17 protein-coding genes, 1 other RNA gene and 2 pseudogenes are annotated in these 19,153 nt (G+C 40.8%); 11 read left to right on the forward strand and 9 right to left on the reverse strand.

What is annotated here, in order from left to right:
• Positions 1–5 precede the first annotated feature (5 nt).
• From DI060_RS00515 to DI060_RS00530, 4 genes are read left to right on the forward strand one after another with little or no spacing between them, the layout of a single operon-like run.
• The gene (locus DI060_RS00515; protein WP_108972575.1) at positions 6–1,034 is read left to right on the forward strand and encodes a hypothetical protein; all 1,029 of its coding nucleotides are present in this window, start codon (positions 6–8) and stop codon (positions 1,032–1,034) included.
• 6 nt (positions 1,035–1,040) lie between these two features.
• On the forward strand, positions 1,041–1,937 hold the full coding sequence (locus DI060_RS00520; RefSeq protein ID WP_108972577.1) for a decaprenyl-phosphate phosphoribosyltransferase: 897 nt from the start codon (positions 1,041–1,043) through the stop codon (positions 1,935–1,937).
• A 12-nt stretch (positions 1,938–1,949) separates the two neighbouring features.
• Positions 1,950–2,453 carry a TlpA family protein disulfide reductase gene (locus DI060_RS00525; protein ID WP_108972579.1) on the forward strand — a complete coding sequence of 168 codons (504 nt, stop codon included), beginning with the start codon at positions 1,950–1,952 and terminating at the stop codon, positions 2,451–2,453.
• 19 nt (positions 2,454–2,472) lie between these two features.
• Positions 2,473–3,246, forward strand: a complete 774-nt coding sequence (locus DI060_RS00530; RefSeq protein ID WP_108972581.1) for a hypothetical protein — start codon at positions 2,473–2,475, stop codon at positions 3,244–3,246.
• Here DI060_RS00530 and DI060_RS00535 read toward each other — a convergent pair.
• Positions 3,241–4,125: a hypothetical protein gene (locus tag DI060_RS00535; RefSeq protein ID WP_108972583.1), complete on the reverse strand. Its 885-nt coding sequence runs from the start codon at positions 4,123–4,125 to the stop codon at positions 3,241–3,243. The two genes, DI060_RS00530 and DI060_RS00535, sit on opposite strands and share 6 nt — an antisense overlap.
• A gap of 58 nt (positions 4,126–4,183) precedes the next feature.
• Between DI060_RS00535 and DI060_RS00540 the strand changes: the two genes are divergently transcribed.
• From DI060_RS00540 to topA, 3 genes and pseudogenes are all read left to right on the forward strand, one after another.
• Entirely contained in the window at positions 4,184–4,732 is a 549-nt protein-coding gene (locus DI060_RS00540) for a polyhydroxyalkanoate synthesis regulator DNA-binding domain-containing protein (protein WP_108972586.1), read from the forward strand.
• Between the two features lie 111 nt (positions 4,733–4,843).
• On the forward strand, positions 4,844–5,758 hold the full coding sequence (gene cysK, locus DI060_RS00545) for a cysteine synthase A (protein WP_108972588.1): 915 nt from the start codon (positions 4,844–4,846) through the stop codon (positions 5,756–5,758).
• Between the two features lie 30 nt (positions 5,759–5,788).
• Positions 5,789–7,627: pseudogene (topA, locus tag DI060_RS00550) on the forward strand (type I DNA topoisomerase); the annotation flags it as partial.
• Here topA and DI060_RS00555 read toward each other — a convergent pair.
• The 4 genes from DI060_RS00555 to DI060_RS00570 are packed head-to-tail and all read right to left on the reverse strand — an operon-like array spanning position 7,624 to position 12,241.
• The gene (locus tag DI060_RS00555; RefSeq protein ID WP_108972669.1) at positions 7,624–8,895 is read right to left on the reverse strand and encodes a glutamate-1-semialdehyde 2,1-aminomutase; all 1,272 of its coding nucleotides are present in this window, start codon (positions 8,893–8,895) and stop codon (positions 7,624–7,626) included. The pseudogene topA and the gene DI060_RS00555 overlap by 4 nt on opposite strands.
• Positions 8,892–9,842 (reverse strand): porphobilinogen synthase, encoded by a 951-nt coding sequence (gene hemB / locus DI060_RS00560; protein ID WP_108972592.1) that lies wholly within the window; start codon positions 9,840–9,842, stop codon positions 8,892–8,894. Before hemB ends, DI060_RS00555 begins: the two co-directional genes overlap by 4 nt.
• A 25-nt stretch (positions 9,843–9,867) precedes the next feature.
• Positions 9,868–11,412, reverse strand: coding sequence for a hydroxymethylbilane synthase (hemC, locus tag DI060_RS00565; RefSeq protein WP_244594234.1), 1,545 nt, complete (start codon positions 11,410–11,412; stop codon positions 9,868–9,870).
• Complete coding sequence (locus tag DI060_RS00570; protein ID WP_167836865.1) at positions 11,399–12,241, reverse strand: hypothetical protein; 843 nt, start codon at positions 12,239–12,241, stop codon at positions 11,399–11,401. The genes hemC and DI060_RS00570 overlap by 14 nt, the downstream gene beginning before the upstream one ends.
• 95 nt (positions 12,242–12,336) lie before the next feature.
• Here DI060_RS00570 and msrB point away from each other — a divergent pair, with 95 nt between their 5' ends.
• Complete coding sequence (gene msrB / locus DI060_RS00575) at positions 12,337–12,735, forward strand: peptide-methionine (R)-S-oxide reductase MsrB (RefSeq protein WP_108972597.1); 399 nt, start codon at positions 12,337–12,339, stop codon at positions 12,733–12,735.
• On the opposite strand, the gene DI060_RS00580 is transcribed toward msrB, so the two are convergent.
• Positions 12,732–13,265 carry a hypothetical protein gene (locus tag DI060_RS00580; protein WP_108972599.1) on the reverse strand — a complete coding sequence of 178 codons (534 nt, stop codon included), beginning with the start codon at positions 13,263–13,265 and terminating at the stop codon, positions 12,732–12,734. The genes msrB and DI060_RS00580 overlap by 4 nt on opposite strands.
• A gap of 27 nt (positions 13,266–13,292) precedes the next feature.
• Here DI060_RS00580 and rnpB point away from each other — a divergent pair.
• Positions 13,293–13,654, forward strand: an RNA gene (rnpB, locus tag DI060_RS00585) — RNase P RNA component class A.
• A 1,157-nt stretch (positions 13,655–14,811) separates the two neighbouring features.
• Here the strand turns inward: rnpB and DI060_RS19280 are convergent.
• Positions 14,812–15,201 (reverse strand): annotated as a pseudogene (locus DI060_RS19280) (nuclease-related domain-containing protein); the annotation flags it as partial.
• Between the two features lie 42 nt (positions 15,202–15,243).
• On the opposite strand from DI060_RS19280, the gene DI060_RS00600 reads away from it, so the two are divergent.
• Positions 15,244–15,852 (forward strand): LBF_1134 family protein, encoded by a 609-nt coding sequence (locus tag DI060_RS00600; RefSeq protein WP_108972603.1) that lies wholly within the window; start codon positions 15,244–15,246, stop codon positions 15,850–15,852.
• Between the two features lie 9 nt (positions 15,853–15,861).
• Here the strand turns inward: DI060_RS00600 and DI060_RS00605 are convergent, their stop codons facing one another.
• Complete coding sequence (locus DI060_RS00605) at positions 15,862–16,446, reverse strand: precorrin-2 dehydrogenase/sirohydrochlorin ferrochelatase family protein (RefSeq protein ID WP_108972606.1); 585 nt, start codon at positions 16,444–16,446, stop codon at positions 15,862–15,864.
• Positions 16,418–17,212: a uroporphyrinogen-III C-methyltransferase gene (gene cobA, locus DI060_RS00610; protein ID WP_244594235.1), complete on the reverse strand. Its 795-nt coding sequence runs from the start codon at positions 17,210–17,212 to the stop codon at positions 16,418–16,420. Before cobA ends, DI060_RS00605 begins: the two co-directional genes overlap by 29 nt.
• 137 nt (positions 17,213–17,349) lie before the next feature.
• On the opposite strand from cobA, the gene DI060_RS00615 reads away from it, so the two are divergent.
• Positions 17,350–19,146, forward strand: coding sequence for a diflavin oxidoreductase (locus tag DI060_RS00615; protein ID WP_244594236.1), 1,797 nt, complete (start codon positions 17,350–17,352; stop codon positions 19,144–19,146).
• Positions 19,147–19,153: the final 7 nt, after the last annotated feature.

A 19,153-nucleotide genomic window follows, 5' to 3' on the forward strand; every position in this document is an offset into this window, starting at 1 on the left:
AAAGAATGAGCATTAAGATTAAAGAACTATTTACGCTTTCATTTAAGAAACCTGGCCTATCCCAAGAAGAATCTGGATTAGAGGAAAAAAAGAAGGCGGTTTCCGAGAAGTTGGAGGCAGCATTTTCACGAGCTGAAAGTTTGGAAATACTCAATGCTAATTCAAAATGGGAAGATGCAAATTTGTTAGTGAAACCTCTTGCGCAGGATTGTTTAAAACTCTATTTAATGTTAAACGATAAAAATCCTGGACTCGAGTCTAATGACTTGCAAAAGGCAGTAGCAGAAGTAACCAATGTCCCCGCAAAGTTGAAATTAAAACTTGAATATATTTTAAACTTTGAGCGAAGTACGAGCTTTTTAGAAGCGAAAGATCTAGAAAGAACGGAGGGTTTATTCACCTCCTTTTTAAATGATCTGGAAAGACTTTTTTCAAAGAAAAAAAGAGCAGAATGGAATACGGCTCTATCAAAACAGAAAAGAATTTGGAATCTTCAATTTTTAACACTCTTTATAGTGCTTTTCTCAGTGTCTTCAGGCACTTTCTATTATAAAATTCGATTTCCAAAACTTGCTAGTACCGATATCAGAATCTACGCACTGAATGAGGAAAACCCAGGTGTTCGATTGGAGCACTCAGCATTCTCGAAGATTAATGTATCGGAAAATGGAAATTGGGTTACCTATGAATTTATTTGGGATGCTCCGATTCTCGCAGGTCAGTTGCGGATTGATCCAACAGAGCAAGCTAGAATCCGAATTCAATTGAAGGAGCTTCAACTCTTTGATGAAAAGGGTTCACTGGTATTTAGCCATTCCTTTATTTGGGGGGCGGATTTGCTTCCAGAAAATAAATTCCAATACGGTTCCATTCACGAGTTAAAGAATTCTGGAAAACCTTTCCCTGGGAAAGAAATTGAACTAGAATCTCTAGGTACGGATCCTGCTCTTCACTTACTTCTACCACGTTCACAGAAAATCAAAAAAGCGACACTTGTGATCCGCCATACAGAAATTAAAAATCAATTTAAATAAGTCAATATGTTGATTCTCTATCTAAGATTGATGAGACTTCCGCAGTGGATCAAAAACTTGATCCTATTTGCTGGTCTAATTTTTTCTAAAAAAGTATTCGAATTAGATGCTTTAGGTAAAGTTTCATTAGCCTTCTTTTTCTTTTCTCTCGTTGCCAGTTCCCAGTATGTTTTCAATGATTTTTTAGACCGTGAGGAAGATGCAAAACACCCTGAAAAAAAACATAGACCCATTGCCAGTGGGGAACTAGACGTTGGCATTGCTCTTGCGATCACAGGTATTATTTTACCCTTTGCCTTGATTGGCTCCTATTTACTCTCTGTGCCTTTTTTCTTTCTAACTATATTTTATTTAGGATTTAACATTATCTATAGTAAGGTGCTCAAACACATTGTGATTCTGGATGTGATGAGTATTTCAATCGGTTTCGTATTACGGGCGATTGCAGGTGCCTTGGTGATCGGGGTACAATTTTCAAATTGGTTGTTGTTGTGTACATTTATGTTGGCTTTGTTTTGGGGATTTTCCAAACGCAGGGGAGAGATCTCTATCCTTAAAGACCAGGCTGGCAAACACAGAAAGATATTGCAGGAATATTCCATTGAGTTTTTGGATTTGATGATGGCGATCGTAGCTACATTAACGCTTGTTAGCTATGTCATGTATACTGTTAGTCCCACTACCGCAAAAAGTTTGGGCACGGAACATATGGTCTATACAGTGCCGATTGTAGTTTATGCTATTTTTAGAAGTTTGTACATCATCTACATCAAGAATATGGGGCATGACCCAACGAGAGCCATTCTGACTGATAAGGCAGTTTTGGTTTCCGGGGTTCTCTGGCTCCTTTTGGTATTATCTCTAATGTTTGGAAACTTTTCTGGTCTTGTCCCCGTCCTATAAGAAGAGGGTAAGATGATCTTTTGGAAAAATTGGCCGTATTCATGGAAAATGGTTCTTGCCTTTCTCCTGTTCTTTGGAGCAACGCTCGGCTTTGCCCGGTTTCGCGCAAATCTGAGCCACCCTCGCATTTCTTTTGAATCCCTTTCTGTCCAACCTACGGACGTGAAGGCCTGGGAGGGGAAACCAAAGATTGTCTACTTTTGGGCAACATGGTGTACGGTTTGCAAAACCTATTCATACATCCTGAACCAAAACTTAAAACTTTTGGATGAACAAATGGTATTTCTTTCTGTTGTTGAGGATGAGCCTGGTAAGGAGTTTGATTCCTATATCGCGCACAACCCAATCCATTACCCAGTCTACCATGGTTCTTACTCTCTTCTCCAAGACTGGGGAGTGAGCGCTTTCCCCACCACTGTCTTTCTCAATTCTCATGGTGAGGTGGTATTTTATGATACGGGCATAATCAGCCCGCTGAGTTTTTGGCTCAGGTCCCTACTCACGAAGGTTCTCTGAGATGTCGATATTCTAAAGTATGGAGAACCAACCCTTCAAGCCCAAACCACTCCTAAATAAGTCGGAGCTCCGCCAAATCAAACGGAGTCGGACAAGGATCGAAGGGAAAAAAATCATCACCGATGATGTTCGTAAACTCAAATCTCTAAAAGTTACCCCTGACCTAAGCGCTGGTGAAGCAGTCCATTACTATCGAGAACCGATTTGGATCGAATATTACATTCCGAAAGAATCACGATTTGCCTATGAAACTAAATACCTATTCATTCGTCTCTTTGATCCTGTCCCCACAGAAGAAGACAGTGACAAAGAGTTACAAAAGGCAATCGCAGGCCGCCATATTGTAGATCTCTGGAAATTTTCCCAGGAATCGGAGGAGAACAAAAAACTTATTTTTTCTAGCTACCAAAATACTCTCGGCATGTTGGAAACTGTAAGCCAAATCTATTGGAACTACCGAGAGACCAAGAACCCAGAAGAGTTAAAGACTGCTTGTTATTTGGTGGAAGCTTTAATGAAGTATGAACCAACATTGGCCAGCTTACAGAAGTTTCGTGACTATTCGATCTATAATTTAAATTTTTTGATTCGGCTATTAAACCAAACAAAACAGGAATTTTCCTTGGAAGATGCAACTGTTTCTCTCCTGATCAAAAGAAGGAATGAAACTTGGGAGAGAGAGAATTTTGTTGAGGATGAGGACTTTGATTTGTTATCCGCACTTTTTTTTGAACAGGCGTTTCCAAATCGAGGTGCCCAAGAATTGAATAGCGACGACCTTCTTTACCTATAGCGAACGAAAGAGAATGGATGAAAAGAGTTCCTTTCTCTTATCCATCTCAGTTCTGCCATCCTCAACACTTCCTTGTACTAAAACATTCTCTAGCACTTGGTAGCGGATCGGTTTTGTTTGTTCTTGGAAGGCAAACTCGATTTTTTTGATCGGCTGTCCAAGTGGGGATTTTGCCTTTTGTTGTGCATCTTTTAAGGGAAAGGAGTGAACCACACTTGCCAAAAATTCTTCCCTAGACCAAAGACCAGGAGAAACGTCGGTGATTCCCAATCGTAGGTCTCTGTATAAATGTTCCTTTTGGAAATTTTTGATCCCAAAAAAAAGTATTTGTTTGGTTTCTTTAAGTTTTTTTAAACTTTCAACCGCTTTCTTTATGTCCATTGGCAGCTGGTCCCAATCCAAGATTGCAATTTGCGGTGGAGCTTGCCTAAGTCGTAAGAGAAAATGATCAAAGTCTCCATCAGAGGTTACAGATTGTCCAAAGGTATTGAGTATGATTTCTAATCTTCTGTCATAGGCTCTGGATTTTGTAAAAATTGCCCAATGCAAATCTTCTCTAGGAAGTGGGTAAAGAGGAAGCTGAAACAAAGAATGTATGCTTAGCTTCCAATGCAGACTCAAACCAGAGTCAATCATATCTGAAAGTTGATTCTCTGGTATCTCCCCCAATAACAACGGTTCGATGCCCCAATCCAAAAGTTCTTTGACTAGCTCTGGATTAAATTTTGTAAAGATGTGAATCCCCTCACCTTTGTCCTTCCAATTTTTGGGGAGTACGAGCTGGCTTTGGAGACCATTTGCCTTCAAAACTTCACTCAAAAGACTTAAATATGGCTCGTATTCCGCAGAGAGCAGAATCGCACCGAAGAGAGGATTCATCCAAATCTTATTTTAGTTGACCCATACTCCAGAAAAGTCATTTTAATTTTACTCCACAATGAAGCTCCTGAAACGCTACGCAAATAGACGGCTCTATGACCCAGAGACAAGTTCTACCATTACTTTGGAGGACGTAGCAAAGATGATCATCGGAGGAGAAGAGATCAAAGTTTTAGATAATATGACAGGTGAGGACATCACACCAAAAATCCTGGGTCAGACCTTTTTAAAGGTCAGTTTAGGACAGAGGAATGAGGATTTCTCCAATTTTATGCTCACCTCTCTAATTCGGGAAACAGGACGAGACATTTCCGGGCTTTTCGAACGTTTGGTTCTCGGTGGGATCGGCGCCAATTACCTGACAAGGGATAGATTGGAAAAGATCATAACGTCCATGGTAGATTTAGGAGAATTGAAAGAGGTCGACTTTAGCAATTACCGGGAGGACTTACTTCGAAAAATGGCATCTCGTGCCAGTGAGAAAAAAGAACAGATCCAAAAAGACTTGGAAAAATTTTCGCAAAGTCTACAAGAAAAAGACACGAGCACCTTGGGCGATCTTTCGGAGAAATTGAAGGAAGTTGCCGAGAAACTCAAAGAAAATTGATCATTTTCGCCTAACATTTTATACAGATTCCTATCTAATTTTCAATACCTGCCTTTTTTTCTTCGTGGACAAAATCGGATTTCCTTCAGAGAACTATTTTGCGGAGTTTTTATGAAATTTAACAGCATTTTAGAAGCAATTGGAAATACACCTCACATCCGACTTTCTCGACTTTTCGGGGATTCTCATGAGATTTGGCTGAAATTAGAGCGCCAAAATCCTGGTGGGTCCATCAAAGATAGGATTGCCTTAGCCATGATTGAGGATGCAGAAAAGTCGGGAAAACTGACAAAAAATTCTGTCATCATTGAACCTACTTCGGGAAATACCGGGATAGGATTGGCAATGGTTGCTGCAGTCAAAGGTTATCCTATAACACTTGTTATGCCAGAGCACATGTCAATAGAAAGAAGACGCATCATGGCAGCTTATGGTGCCAATTTTGAGCTTACACCTAGAGAAAAGGGAATGCCAGGTGCCATTGCAAAAGCTACAGAAATGGTAGCCTCGAACCCAAATGCATGGATGCCCCAACAATTTGAAAATGAAGCAAACATAGAAGTTCATAGAAAAACTACCGCAGAAGAGATAGCGAAAGATTTTCCAAATGGTTTGGACTACATGATCACAGGTGTGGGAACAGGTGGTCATATTTCTGGTTGTGCAGAGATCTTAAAACAAAAGTTTCCCAATTTGAAAGTGTTCGCGGTGGAACCGGAAGGCTCACCTGTGTTAAGTGGTGGAAAACCTGGCCCACACCCTCTGCAAGGGATTGGAGCAGGCTTCATTCCTAAAAACTGCAAAACAGATTTATTGGATGGGATCATAACGGTCGGTAAAGAGGAAGCATTTGAAATGGCAGTGAACATTGCCAAGAAAGAAGGTGTTTTTATCGGTGCCTCTTCTGGAGCTAGTTTGGCCGCTGTTGCAAAAAAATTAAAAGAGATTCCAGCTGGTTCTAAGGTATTGACTTTCTGCTACGATACAGGCGAGAGATATCTTTCAGTTGATGGGCTCTTTGTTTAATCGAGGTTCTGCAATACGAAATTAGTTCTTGTAGAATCACCTAGCAAAGCGAAGACGATTCAATCCTACTTAGGTGAGGGTTGGAAAGTCTTCGCCACAAAAGGTCACATCAAGGACCTACCTGCCAAAGATTATGGAATTGACTTCCACAATCAATACAAACCAGATTACGCTTGGCTTAAGGGAAAAAAAACTCTCCTCGCAGACTGTAAAAAAAATCTTCAAAATCTAGAAGCAATTTACTTTGCTTCAGACCCCGATAGAGAAGGGGAAATCATCGCCTACCACTTAGCTGAGGAGTTTGCAAAGTATAAGGTGCCAAAATATCGCATTCGATTGAAAGAGATTTCTAAACGCGAACTCTGGAAACAAATTGAGGCACCAAGTCACATTGACTCACATTTAGTTACATCACAAGTATCACGACGTGTGATAGATCGGATCTTTGGATTTGAGTTATCGCCGGTTTTATGGAAAGCCCTCAAAATGGGAACTTTATCTGCGGGCAGAGTACAATCAGCTGTTCTTAGATGGATTTGCGAACGAGAAAAGGAAATCAGAAACTTTCAATCTGAAAGTTATTTAGAAATACAGGCATCGATCTATGACCAAAAGGATTTCATCTTAACCAAATACGATTTAAAGGATCCTGATGCATTGCTTGGTATCGAGCATCAAGAAACCTTAAAAAAACAATATCTTTTAGATGAAGAAGGAAGACCAAGCGAAGTTACAAAATTTACCTTGATCGATATTCTATCCAAAGCATATCGCCACCCAGCACCAAAACCATTTACAACAGCCTCTTTACAAGAATATGCAAATAAACATTTATCATTCTCGCCTTCCCAAACAATGAGCCTTGCACAAAGTTTATATGAAGGAAAGAAAAAGGGAAAAGAAACGATAGGACTCATTACCTATATGAGAACAGATTCTACGAGGATATCGGAGGACAAAAAAAATATCGGATTCAATTATTTGCATACATTTTTTCCCCATCTAAGTGTAAACCAAAGGAGCCAAAAGCCTAGAAAGACTATTGGTAAACAAGACGCACATGAAGCCATCACACCGACTCGTCCAGATTGGAGCCCTGATGAACTAAATGGCATTCTGAAACCAGATGAGCTTAAACTCTACACTGCGATTTGGGAAAGATTCTACCAGAGTTTACTAGCACCTGAGACTGGTTTGGTGTTTACTTATTTATTTGAGTCCAAGGGACAGCATTGGAAATACGAAGAGAAACAAGTCCTTTCTCCTGGATTTTTAGCCTTTAAGGACAAAGCCATCAAAATCGGGGATGGAAAATCTAGGTGGTCCAAATCGAAACAATTTGATCTTGAGCAAATACGATTTGAAGAAAAACAAACAAAACCGAAGGAAAGGTATAGTATTGGTCAGATTGTTGCGAAAATGGAAAGAACAGGCATTGGGAGACCATCCACTTATTCCGCAACCATAGAGACTCTGTTGAAGAGAAAGTATATTCTCCATGTCAAATCAAGATTAGGCTCGACTAGTTTAGGCGAAAGAGTTTGCGATTTTTTGGTATCAAATTGTTCCAATCTCATCCAAGACGACTTTACTAAAAAACTGGAACAAGATTTGGATGAGTTGGCACAGGGAAAAAATGATGCCTTCCAACTCATTGACGAATTTTATAAAGGGATAAAAAAGATCCGTTTCCTAGAAGTTTCGAAAAAGAGAGCGATGGATACAAAAAAAAGTACAGATTGTCCTAATTGTCTCCAGGGAACCATTCAGTCTAAATTTGCAAAGAATGGGAAAACCATTTACTTTTGTTCACGGTACCCGAAGTGCAATTTTGTAAGTTATGAATCTCCTAAATCTAATAATCACTAAAGTAAGGTTTTGACGAGAGAGATGGTTTCATCCAAGATTTCTTTTGTATGTGCCGTTGACAGAAATCCAACCTCATAGGGACTTGGAGGCAAATAGACACCTTTCTGTAATAATGGATGGAAGATGGTTTTAAAATCATCTTGAAGAGAGGATGGAATTTCTGATATCTTTCTTATTTCTTTTCCACTTTCTCTGACTAGCCAGAAAAGGGAATCAAGAGATTGCGTTTTCCAAGTAAACTCTGATGTTTCATTCAGACTCTTGACTAGTTCGTTTGACCATGTTTCTGTTTGTATGGACAATGCAGAATACGGATTTTCAAGAAAGGCTTTCTGGAGTGTCTTTAAGCCTGCTCTCATCCCGATCGGATTAGCTGATAAAGTCCCCGCCTGGTACACCTTTCCACTGGGAGAGACTAAATCCATCAGTGAAGCTTTGCCCGCATAAGCACCAACAGGAAAACCACCTCCTATGATTTTGCCATAACAAACCAAATCTGGACTTATCCCCAATCGTCCAGACATCCCCGTAAAGCCGATTCGAAAACCGGTAATGACTTCATCAAAGATCAATACACATCCAAACTTTGTTGCAAGAGACCTCAATTTCTGCAAAAAAGATTTTCTTTGTGGGAGTAAACCATAGTTAGCCGGCAGAGGTTCAATCGCGATGGCGGCAATTTCTGTTCCATGCTCAGAAAAAAACTCTTCAAGTTCATCTTCCTCATCTAGACTGAGAACAAAAGTATTTTGTATGAGTTCTTTGGGGATACCGGCACTATCAGAGGCACTTTCTCCCGCCAAACCAGAGCCAGCCTTTACAAGTAAACTGTCCAAATGACCGTGGTAACAACCCTCGAACTTAAGAACCTTTGCCCTTCCAGTAGCGGCGCGTGCAACACGTAGGGCACTCATCACCGCCTCAGTACCCGAGTTGACAAATCGTATTTTTTCTACCCAGGGAATGTGTTGGATGATGAATTCGGCTAATTCTAAAGAGTAAGGTTCACAAGCGCCTAAAGTCCAAGTTCGTTCAATGGTATCTAAAACAATCTCTTGGATTTCAGGATCTCTATGCCCAAAAAGCAAAGGTCCGAAGCTTTGGCAAAAGTCTATGTACCTCTTTCCCTCTACATCCCATAGATAGGCTCCTTTGGATCTCTCAAAGAATATGGGATTTCCACCAACCGATTGGAAAGAACGTACGGGAGAGTGTACACCCCCCGGTGCAACTTTAAGTGATCTTTGGAATAAATCATGTGAACTCAAATCCAAAGTTCCTTGGCTTCCCTTGCCGCATAACTAATTAAAAATGAAGCTCCCGCTCTTTGGAATACCTGCCATGTTTCAATCAGGGCATCTTCTCTCTTTAGAAATTGATTTTCGGCTAACAGATTGATGGCTGCATACTCGGAACTTACCTGGTAGGCTCCAACTGGTAGAAGTGTTTTTTTCTGTATCTCAGAAAGCAAGTCGATAGAAGTCATGCCTGGCTTCACCATTAATAAATCTGCACCTTCGTTTGCATCGCGGATGGAGGCGCGGATTGCTGTTTCTCTATCACCGACAAATAGCTGATAGGTGGATCTATCTCCAACTTGAGGTTTTGAATCTGCCAATGAACGAAAAGGTCCATAAAAATTGCTCTTAAACTTTGTTGAGTAGCTCAAAATTGGTACGTTTGAAAACTGATTCTCATCCAATATCCTTCGATGGGAAGCCACCCGGCCGTCCATCATATCACTGGGGGCTATTCCATCGGCACCTGATTGGGCATATAAAAGTGCCAATTTTGACAAGGTAATCAGTGAAAGAGAATTGTCGATCTCACCCATCTGATTTATTTGCCCGCAGTGCCCGTGGGTAGAGTAGGAACAAAAGCAGGTATCTAACCATAGAAAGATATCCGGAAATTTGCGTTTGATAGAACCTATCGTTCGTTCGATGAATTGATTGGGAAATACTTCATTTGATTTTGTCTTGGGCACTAAAAATAAAAGAAAATGTTGGACCCCTTTCTTTTGGTCAGACTCAATCGTCTCTAAAATTGTTGTCTCGGTATCGCGGTAAACATTGTTTAAGCTTTCTAAGCTTTCTTTAGAATGTAGACCCTCAACGCAAAATATCGGTTGGATCATCTTTTTGTGAGATAAGGAAGAAGAATCTGTCAATTGAATCAAATTTTGGTTTTGTTTTGTTCTTCTTAAATTCATCATTAAAGATTATAACCTCTGATTGGACTCATTTTTTGATATGCCTTTCGACCCAATCATCAAAAGAAAGCGAAACATAGATTTGTGCATCCAGATCATCCTTTAGATCATTTTTGATCTTTTGGTGTGTAGAGCCAGGGCCGGAAAAGTGTATGACACGTTTTAAAATAGGAAAACGATTTGTAACGATACTGTATTCCGTGCCACTTCTCCAAAAAGCGGCTTTGATTTTGTTGGGATCAAAAGGAAATGGGATTTCAGGCGAGGACAATTTGTACGTTGAAATCAATGAATATTGACCGAATGCACTATCAGATTCTAAATGAGATAATTTAATAAATCTTGGTGTCCTTCCTAAGAGTAGGCGTACATCGATAGGTTCCTGCTCTCCAAGTCCATCTACAGAACCATGAACCCAAATCCCTCTGCTTGCAAGCTCTCTCCAAGTACCTAGTCCTGCCGTCCAGACTAACTCTTTATCGGGTATCGTCCTTAGGTCTAAAGGAAATGCATACCCTCGCGAAACAAACAGATCTGAGTCGGGCGGGATTTTATATGTAAGTCTCTCTCTTTGTCTCTGTGCCATCTTTGCCCCTGGTGGCCAAACCTCTTCTCTCTGGAAGCTGAGCTCCTTAGTCCCAAGGATTTGATTTTCCTTGGTGTATACATTGTCTTCTTTGAGTCCAGATAGAAATTGGATGGTACCATAACTTCGTTTTAAGAAGGTAACACCTATTTTTTGGTGGCACCCTCCACCAAACATCTTTAAGGCGCTTCTTTCTGCTAGGCAACATTCTTCTGTGCTACGGTCAGTGATTTGTTTTACTAGAGATTCTAACTCTTCATTTTCTTCTAAGATTTGTACAGCCAATGCTCCTTGTGCCGGTGCCGTAGGGCAGATTGATAGAGGCAGAACCATAAAGAAATAGTTTAGTAACTGTTTACGGATGGATTCTTGAGTTTGTAAAACTTCTTCTCTGATTGATTTTGGAATCTGTTCTGATAAGAGTCTGTCAAGTGCAGCTTTTGCAATGACGATACCATCTGCCTGGGAAGAAGAACATTTCTCCAGACGAGTTGGCACATTCCCTCGCACAGAATGCACTTCAAATCCTAAGCTTTGTAGTTGAATGGGAAGGTATTGTGGTAAAAAAGATAAGAGTTGGTGCGCTCGTCTTGGGGAAGAGGTGAGTATTTGGATCGGACGGTTGTGTGCATCGATACTGGTTTTTTTAAAAAGAAGTACGTCACGAGGATCCTTTCTTTTTAGAACGGAAAAAACTTTGGAATTTTTTCGCTCACCTAGGTCCATATCCTTCCAAGAGTGAACAATCAGGTCGATTTTTTTTGCATAGAGGTCTTCTTCTAAATCTTTCGTGAATACACTTTGTCCGCCAAAATCGGGCAGGGCTGTGGTTTGGTCAAGATCCCCTTTTGTTTCTCGGAAGGCATACTCTATGACTATTTCTGGAAATTTTTGATTGAGGGCTTCACCTACTGTAATTGCCTGAAGTTTGGAAAGTGTGGATGATCTGGCTCCAATGATAACCTTCTTTATGTTAGTTGTTCGCATAAGAGAGGTTCTTACTTTGGTAAATTGATTTTACATAGTTCCGAATATCCTTAGTGATTCTTTCTTTAACTTCAGGGTATTTTAATGAATTTGCGATTTCGAATCGTTTTTCTAAGGTATGATAATTTTTGTATTCACCTTGGCTATTGCTAATATTCTCTCTGAAATCTACAATTGTATTTGTTTGAACGATTTCTTTGAGAAGAGTGGGAGAAAATTCGGTACTTGCAATGATGTGGAAGGCACTGATAGGTGTATATTCTTCCAAATGGTGGCATCTGGTTTGGTATTTCTTATCAATGTGTTTGAGTCTTGAACTACTCCTACCATACACAATGATTTCATATTGGTTTGTATCTAAATCTTCTAACAGCGATTCTGCTAGATTTCCTGTGCCAAAGATCACTATATTGCCTGAGGCAGGAAGCAAGTCTCTGATTAAGTTGATGTAAGAATTTGCCCTAAGGTCTTTTAGATAGGTTTCTTTGATGAACTCAAACTGTTCTATGATCAATTTCCGGAAGGCAATCCACATACTGGCATTTGGTTCATTTTGCAATCGCAGGTCTTTAAACCGATCCAAGAACTGATAATAGACCTCTCTCTCACCAAAAAGTTGTGAGTGCAGGCCGGAAATGATCTCTAAAAGGAGAGCATGTGCCTCTTCACCACTGGCATAGACACCCAGGCGACCTTCCCATTGTTTGAGATCCGCTGTCCAAGAAAACCGAAGCGTACGCTGGCAAGTCGTCCAAAGTAAACTTTCGCTGACATCTTCTTTGGACCTCTGTTTTTTCGTATCGTGGAGTATTTGTAGCTGCGGAAACACGTGTCTAATTTCTAATTTGAGAAAGTGCGGATGCTTGTCTTTCAGAAAAATGCTAGCAAAAGAGTGGACTTAGATATGCTATTGGAGGCACCTCTATGGATGAAAAAATCAAACTAAACGAAGAAGAACTCAAAAAAAAGCTCTCTCCGCTGGCATTCCATGTCACTCAAAATAAGGGAACGGAACGACCTTTTACTGGTGAGTACTACCAACACAAAGAAGAAGGCGTTTATGTTTGTGCTTGTTGTGAACAAGAACTCTTCAGCTCCGAAACAAAGTATGAATCAGGAAGCGGTTGGCCGAGCTATTACCAGGCAATTTCCAAAACTGCGATAGAAGAGGAAGTAGACCTTAGCCATGGCATGAAACGGGTGGAAATCCATTGCTCTCGGTGTGGGGCGCATTTGGGGCACGTATTTCCGGATGGACCAAGGCCTACGGGTCTACGATACTGCGTGAATTCTTTGTCTTTGGGGTTTAAGAGAAAAGACTAGTCTCGAACGTAACTCAGGTTTTCTTGGCAAGCTGCGGACATGGCTACCTTTGGATTGCTCTCTCCACCTTCTTCAAAGGAGACTGCTCCAAAATTGACACCGATCTGGCGGTAGATCCGTTTGGCCAAAGAGGAAAGTTTAGAGGCCTCGCAGCGGTTGCCGAGCTTTGTTTCAATGTGTGAAATTTTGGAGAGAATGCTCGCACTCCCTTCTGTGTGCTTCATACCAATGGAGTGCTTGAGAACCAAAGCTTTCTTGAGGTATTCCTTGGCAGACTGGTAATCTTCAGCTTGGACTGCCTTTTTGGCTTTTTCTTCCAGCAAGTCGATGATTTGCGGGATCCGAGAGACACGGACTTCCTTGAGGATGTCATCCGTTGTCCAATCTTCAATTGGTGATGCTTGGATTCCGAACGATATGCACAAAATATATACATATAGTGTTTTCTGTAAACTTCGCATCTTCATTGCCTGCCTTTTTGATACACAATGCATATACCATGCCAAGTCATCTGCTATTTTGCTAGACATAAAAAATAAATTCGAAAACTAGAGGGTGGTTCCAGCCGAGCGATCGCCTCTTCTTGGGTCTAGGTGGCTTAAGGAAGGGGAGGAAAGTCCGGACACTAGGGGACAATCGGACCGAGTCACACTCGGGGTATGGCAACATACACGGAAAGTGCAACAGAAAAGATACCGCCTCCGAGCCCTCCTTTGGCAACAGAGAAGTGGTGGAGGTAAGGGTGAAATGGTGGTGTAAGAGACCACCGCTTGTTTTGCAAAAAATGAGGCAAGGTAAACCCTCCGATGTGCAATCTCAAGTAAACAACCGTTATGAGCTGTCCCGCCAGGTTGTGGGTAGAGAGCATCAGATAGATGATCGCATAGAACAGAATCCGGCTTACGGGCTGGAACCATTTTTTTGGAGTAGGGAGGCTATGCTCTCCCTTTCTCTTTCTTCATACAGGATACAAACAACATCGCGGAAGTGTAGGATTGCTTTACTCAATGCCCACCTAGTCTTTGTTTGTTCCCAGTCGGAGAAGCCGAGTAAGATGCCAACACTTTCTTCTAATCCTTGAAAATCCACCAAAGGAACCAAAGAATATTCCCGGACATTTAGAAACTCTTTTAATTTTGGTTTATCCTGGAAGATAGCCTCCTCAGGGTAAAGGATAGTAATGGGTTCTGCTAAGACTGACATCCTTCGCTTCAAATACGCTACACTGTATTTTATCTTTTCGATAAAATCATCCTCATCGACAACAGAGATGAGTTGGACATCGGTAAACGATTCCAGGTTTGGATTTCCTGCTATACCTTCAACGAGTAGATTGGCAAAAGATATGATCTCGTTGGAATTTCGAATATTCCGGGTGATATCCCAAGTTTGGCGAACAGATGTTAGGAGAGAGTCTAAGATTGGATGGTTTTGCATACGATATGATCGATCCAAAAAAAGAACCCATTGTTTTGATTGCCAAAACCAATCCGAGAAATACAGTTTCCACTCTTTGAGTTCCATGCCATCCAAAATGGATTCGATTTGGTCAGCTATGAGGATATCAAACTCAAAGGAAGTGATTTCTTTTGGGTGCTGCACCAAAGTAATACTCTCAGATTCAGGATGTTGCTTCAATTCGGACTGCCAAAGGTTGAACAGTGCTTTAGATCCTTGCCAGAGTAAAACTCTATGTTTCTCTTTGGCAAAATCCAAGGCTAGTTTGCCTGCGAGTAAAGATTTACCAGATCCTGCTACACCAAAGACAATCGACCTTTTATTCTCCTTTACACCTTGAATGAGTGAGTACTGTTCCTTTGTAAGGGATAAAAGTTTGTCTTCATGGTTAATTGCGATTAACTCATCTTTGGTGACAAGATTTAGATTTTTGAGTATGATTTCGTGAATCGCTTGGATGGCTTCTACAGGAATTGGCTCTCTTTGGAAATTATTTTGGATCTCTTGAAGAACCGATTCTAAATTATGATTTTCTAATTTGTCTTTGCCTATCAGGTGTGTTTTTCTTTGCCCAGTATGAGAAAATTCTTTCGTAGAATTTTTCAGAAAAAAGACAGCTGAGCTGAAGTATTCCTCATATACGAGGTCTTTCCATTGGTTATGGTTTAGTAAAAACTCTCGGAAGAGTTGGATCTGAGAACTTGCTTGGTTTACGGGACCATCGTAAGATTTCCCTTCCACAGGTTGCCAATCACGTGATCTGGCATTAAAAAACTCCCATTTTCCTTTTTGGAATCTCCACTTCCCATTTTTCAATTCCACACTCGTAATCCCATATGGGCTCACGACCAAAAAGTCGATCTCTCTCATAGGGACATCAGGCGTGATGAGTGTTAAAGAATAGTATACATTCCAAGAGTGGGGGATTTCTTTTTGAAAGCGTCGGTAAAACGTATGCTCATTTGAAATATCACGGCCATGTCTTGGGAATTCTTCAGGATAGATCATAATTACAGCTAGACATTCCCCACTATTGAAAAGGATACAGATATGAGGAATTGTTTTTTATCAGTCTTTGTTTGCCTCACCTTCATACAATGTGCAGGTGCAAATATCAAGATCAAGGTCAAAGAAGATTTATCAGGAGAATTTTTGATCTATGAGAAAAGGATAAAAAGCCAAAACAACCTAGTCAATATGGGAACAGGCTTAGTTCCCAAGTCCGATGCAGAACTCATTATTCGAGAAAGGTCTTATGAATTTCAAAATATCTATAAGATTCTTCCCAAAGGCTTACGATTTTATCGCTACCAAGAAGAATTAGAAAAAGAGCATACGTTTGTTGTTTTGATTGATACGAGTTCGGAATCTCCTCTTTTAAGTGATCTGAACCTAGATGAGAGAGGACTACAAGCGATTCTTTTGGAAGCAAAAAAAAGAGATGACCTTCTAAGGTTCAATGCTTTGGTCAATCATCTTCAATTGGAAATCTTTTTGCCGTATCAAATCAAATCTGTTCATTTCCGTGAGACAAGAACGCCAGGTGATTGGACAGCCCGTTCGGATGGTAATGGCAAAGTAGTGATCAACATACCCATAGATGCAATGAGAGCCAATGAACACCGGTATACAGAGGTCTATGTAAAGTTTAACCCATAGGGAATACGTTTATTGGAAATACGTCTCACGTAATTGTTTGATGACAGATTGCAATGCTAGCTTTCTTTTTTGGGGATCGGAAAGTCTTAGCTTCAATTGCCTTCTGATTTCAAACAAAGCCTCAAAATCGTCTGCATGTTCCACAGGTATCAATTCTTCTAAGATTTGGCGTAAAAGAGAACTGATTCCAGCAAAATTTCCTTCTGTGCTGATGGCAAAACGAATGGAACCAACTTTTACTTGTGAGGCGCTAAAAAAATCACAATTTACAGGATCATCCACTGCATTTACCCAAATTCCCTTTTGGTTGGCTAAGTTTCGAAACTCCGCATTGGTCTTTCCATTATTTGTCGCAAGAAAGATCAGATCCTTTCCTTCTAAATCAGTTTCTACTAAGGTTCTAAGGATCACATGGATGTTGGGTTTGCCTGAAATAAATTCATGAACGGCAGGCGAGATTTCAGGTGAGACAATTTGGATTTGGCATGGAATCTCAGATAAACCCATTAACTTCTCCAAACAGGCAGATCCTCCACCTGCGATGAGCACTTGTTTGTCGCTGAGATTAAGGAAGATTGGATATCGTTTTTGCATGTTCTTGGTAGAGATTATACGTCTCTCGTAAAGTTTCTCCGAGATACAGTATCCCTGGTCCATCAGTACTGAGTTTCAATCCATATTCTTTGGCTTCACCCAAAGTGGAAATCTGCATTTGGCTCGAGGAACTCCCTGCTTTTTCTACCAAGCCGATGGGGGTTTCTTTTTTGTATCCAAGCTCTAATAAGATGCTAGCAACAATCTCCACTTTTTGGCTGGCCATCAAGATAACAAGTGTTCCAGGGAAGGAAGATAGATACGATGCTGACTTTGGGTCTTCCACAATGCTATGCCCATCAATGATGAGGATTTGGCGCGAGACCCCGCGTAGTGTCAATGAGGAGTTCAATTCGCTGATGCCAGCTGTCACGGAACTTACACCTGGAATGATTTGGAAAGGTATGTTGTGGCTCCTTAAGATTTGGATTTCTTCACCTAGTCTACCAAAGACACTGGCATCCCCACCTTTCAGGCGCACGATTTGTTTGCCTTGTTTGCCGTAGTGGACCAAGAGTTCATTGATTTCCTCTTGCGTTTTCGAATGGGCACCACTCCGCTTTCCGACATATACACATTCTGCCTCATTGGGAAATAGCTTTTGCATACCCTCTTCTAAAAGGGCATCATAGAGAACAACCTCTGCAGATTTGAGTAGGCTCTCTGCCCTTAAGGTAAGGAGGTCAGGAGAGCCAGGTCCTGCACTCACAAAACTCACAAAGCCAGGTCTAGAAGGGGGGATAGACATGGCTTTAGGGGAAGCCAAGGGACTCCAATGGTCAAGGCAATTCTGCCAGTATTTTTTACAAAAGGTCTAGTTTTTTGGTTTACTTGCGCTATAAATGGAAGGAATGTTCAATGTATCGGATATAATAGACGTTTTAGTAGAAATTAAGACTGTCTATGGTACCTTGGCACAAGCCTATCATACGAAAAGGACGAAAAGCTCCTATGCTCTCTGACGAAAAACGGAATCGTTTTTTCCAATTACTACGTGAATCTACCAAAGAAGAATGGGTCTGGATGAATGGCTATCTTTCAGCCATGATGCAACCCATGTTAGGCTCTGACCCCGTTTTTTCAGAGCAGGTTCCCAACGAACGTGTTGTACCTAATGTTGTTTCTACCTCAGCAATCTCAAGTGCCAAACTCACAATTTCCGTTGTCTATGGAACGGAGACAGGCAATGCAAAAAAACTGGCTACTCAGTTTGTAAAACAACTCAAGGATTTAGGTCACAACGCAAAGCTTAAGAGTACAGAAACCTATAAAGCAAATGAATTAGACCAAGAAAAAAATCTAATCGTCGTTGTCTCAACGCATGGTGATGGAGATCCACCGAACGCAGCAAAAAAATTTGTAGAGACCTTGAAAGAACGTACATCCCCCTTAAAATCAATTAATTTCGCAGTACTAGGATTAGGTGATACATCCTATCCTTTGTTTTGTAAAACAGGTGAAGACGTAGACCAAGAATTGTCTCGTTTGGGTGGAACAAGAATCCAAAGTTTAGGAAAATGCGATTTAGATATTGAATCGGTGGCCACACCATGGTTCCAATCTTTAAGCCAGAAGTTAGGTGGTATAGGCGTCTCGAGTGGAGCCATTACAAAGGAAGCGAGTCCTGTTGCCAAGGCAGGTGGCCGTATCATTTACGCTGGTAGGATCAGCCAGAATATAGTTTTGAATGATACAGGCGCTACAAAGTCTGTTCGTCACATTGAAATCACATGTGATTCTGAAATTGATTATGAACCGGGAGACAGTGCAGGATTCTTCCCTAAAAATACAGAGGCAGATGTGAATCGCATTGTAAGTCTACTCAATGTAGACTCCGAAGATCGAGTGAGTTTTTCGAATGAGACATGGATGCTCAAGGATCTTTTAAAAAACAAAGTTTCCATCCGCAATCTACCGAAACGTGTCTTAGAAAAATACCAGAAAGCAATCAATGCAGAAATTGCGAGTGGAGTCTTTGATTTAGACGAATTGCTAACCCAATACCCTTGGAAAGGCGATGTGCAAGCACTCGTTGATATTTTAGAGTCGATGGTACCTAGATATTATTCTATATCTTCTTCTAAGAAAGCACATGGGGATACCGAGTTACACCTAACGGTTGCGGAAGTAGAGATCAAAACAAGCATTGATACGAAGGCTGGTCTTTGTTCTGGCTTCCTTTCTGAGATGCAAGAAGGGGAAAGTGTGGAGTTTTATATCCAAAAAAATCCAAATTTCAGACTTCCTTCCGATGAGACCCCTATCATTATGATAGGCCCAGGAACAGGGATTGCACCGTTTCGCTCTTTTGTTTGGGAAAGGGAGGCAAACCAAGCATCGGGTAAGAATTGGCTATTTTTTGGAGAACGCAATTTTGTCTCAGATTTTTACTACCAAGCAGAGTTTCTACAGTTGATGGAGACAGGCGTATTACAAAAGTTAAATACTGCATTTTCTCGAGATACAAAGAAAAAAGTATATGTTCAAGATCGTATGCGTGAGAATACCAATGAACTTCTCAAATGGATCCAAGAAGGAGCTTGCATCTACGTCTGTGGTTCAAAAGATCCGATGAGTAAAGATGTAGAGAGAGCCTTGATCGAGATTTTGTCGCAAAGAGAATTTGATAAAGACAAATCCCCAGAAGAATATTTGAATCAGCTGGAAGAAGCTGGAAGGTACAAAAAGGACGTTTATTAAGGTTGTA

This window comes from Leptospira ryugenii (genome assembly GCF_003114855.1).
GTDB lineage: Bacteria > Spirochaetota > Leptospiria > Leptospirales > Leptospiraceae > Leptospira_A > Leptospira_A ryugenii.

Coding starts and splice junctions, on each gene's coding strand:
- DI060_RS00515 (WP_108972575.1), top strand. CDS start 6: ATGAGCATTAAGATTAAAGAACTATTTACGCTTTCATTTAAGAAACCT.
- DI060_RS00520 (WP_108972577.1), top strand. CDS start 1,041: ATGTTGATTCTCTATCTAAGATTGATGAGACTTCCGCAGTGGATCAAA.
- DI060_RS00525 (WP_108972579.1), top strand. CDS start 1,950: ATGATCTTTTGGAAAAATTGGCCGTATTCATGGAAAATGGTTCTTGCC.
- DI060_RS00530 (WP_108972581.1), top strand. CDS start 2,473: ATGGAGAACCAACCCTTCAAGCCCAAACCACTCCTAAATAAGTCGGAG.
- DI060_RS00535 (WP_108972583.1), bottom strand. CDS start 4,125: ATGAATCCTCTCTTCGGTGCGATTCTGCTCTCTGCGGAATACGAGCCA.
- DI060_RS00540 (WP_108972586.1), top strand. CDS start 4,184: ATGAAGCTCCTGAAACGCTACGCAAATAGACGGCTCTATGACCCAGAG.
- cysK (WP_108972588.1), top strand. CDS start 4,844: ATGAAATTTAACAGCATTTTAGAAGCAATTGGAAATACACCTCACATC.
- hemB (WP_108972592.1), bottom strand. CDS start 9,842: ATGATGAATTTAAGAAGAACAAAACAAAACCAAAATTTGATTCAATTG.
- hemC (WP_244594234.1), bottom strand. CDS start 11,412: ATGCGAACAACTAACATAAAGAAGGTTATCATTGGAGCCAGATCATCC.
- msrB (WP_108972597.1), top strand. CDS start 12,337: ATGGATGAAAAAATCAAACTAAACGAAGAAGAACTCAAAAAAAAGCTC.
- DI060_RS00580 (WP_108972599.1), bottom strand. CDS start 13,265: ATGTCTAGCAAAATAGCAGATGACTTGGCATGGTATATGCATTGTGTA.
- DI060_RS00600 (WP_108972603.1), top strand. CDS start 15,244: ATGAGGAATTGTTTTTTATCAGTCTTTGTTTGCCTCACCTTCATACAA.
- DI060_RS00605 (WP_108972606.1), bottom strand. CDS start 16,446: ATGCAAAAACGATATCCAATCTTCCTTAATCTCAGCGACAAACAAGTG.
- DI060_RS00615 (WP_244594236.1), top strand. CDS start 17,350: ATGGTACCTTGGCACAAGCCTATCATACGAAAAGGACGAAAAGCTCCT.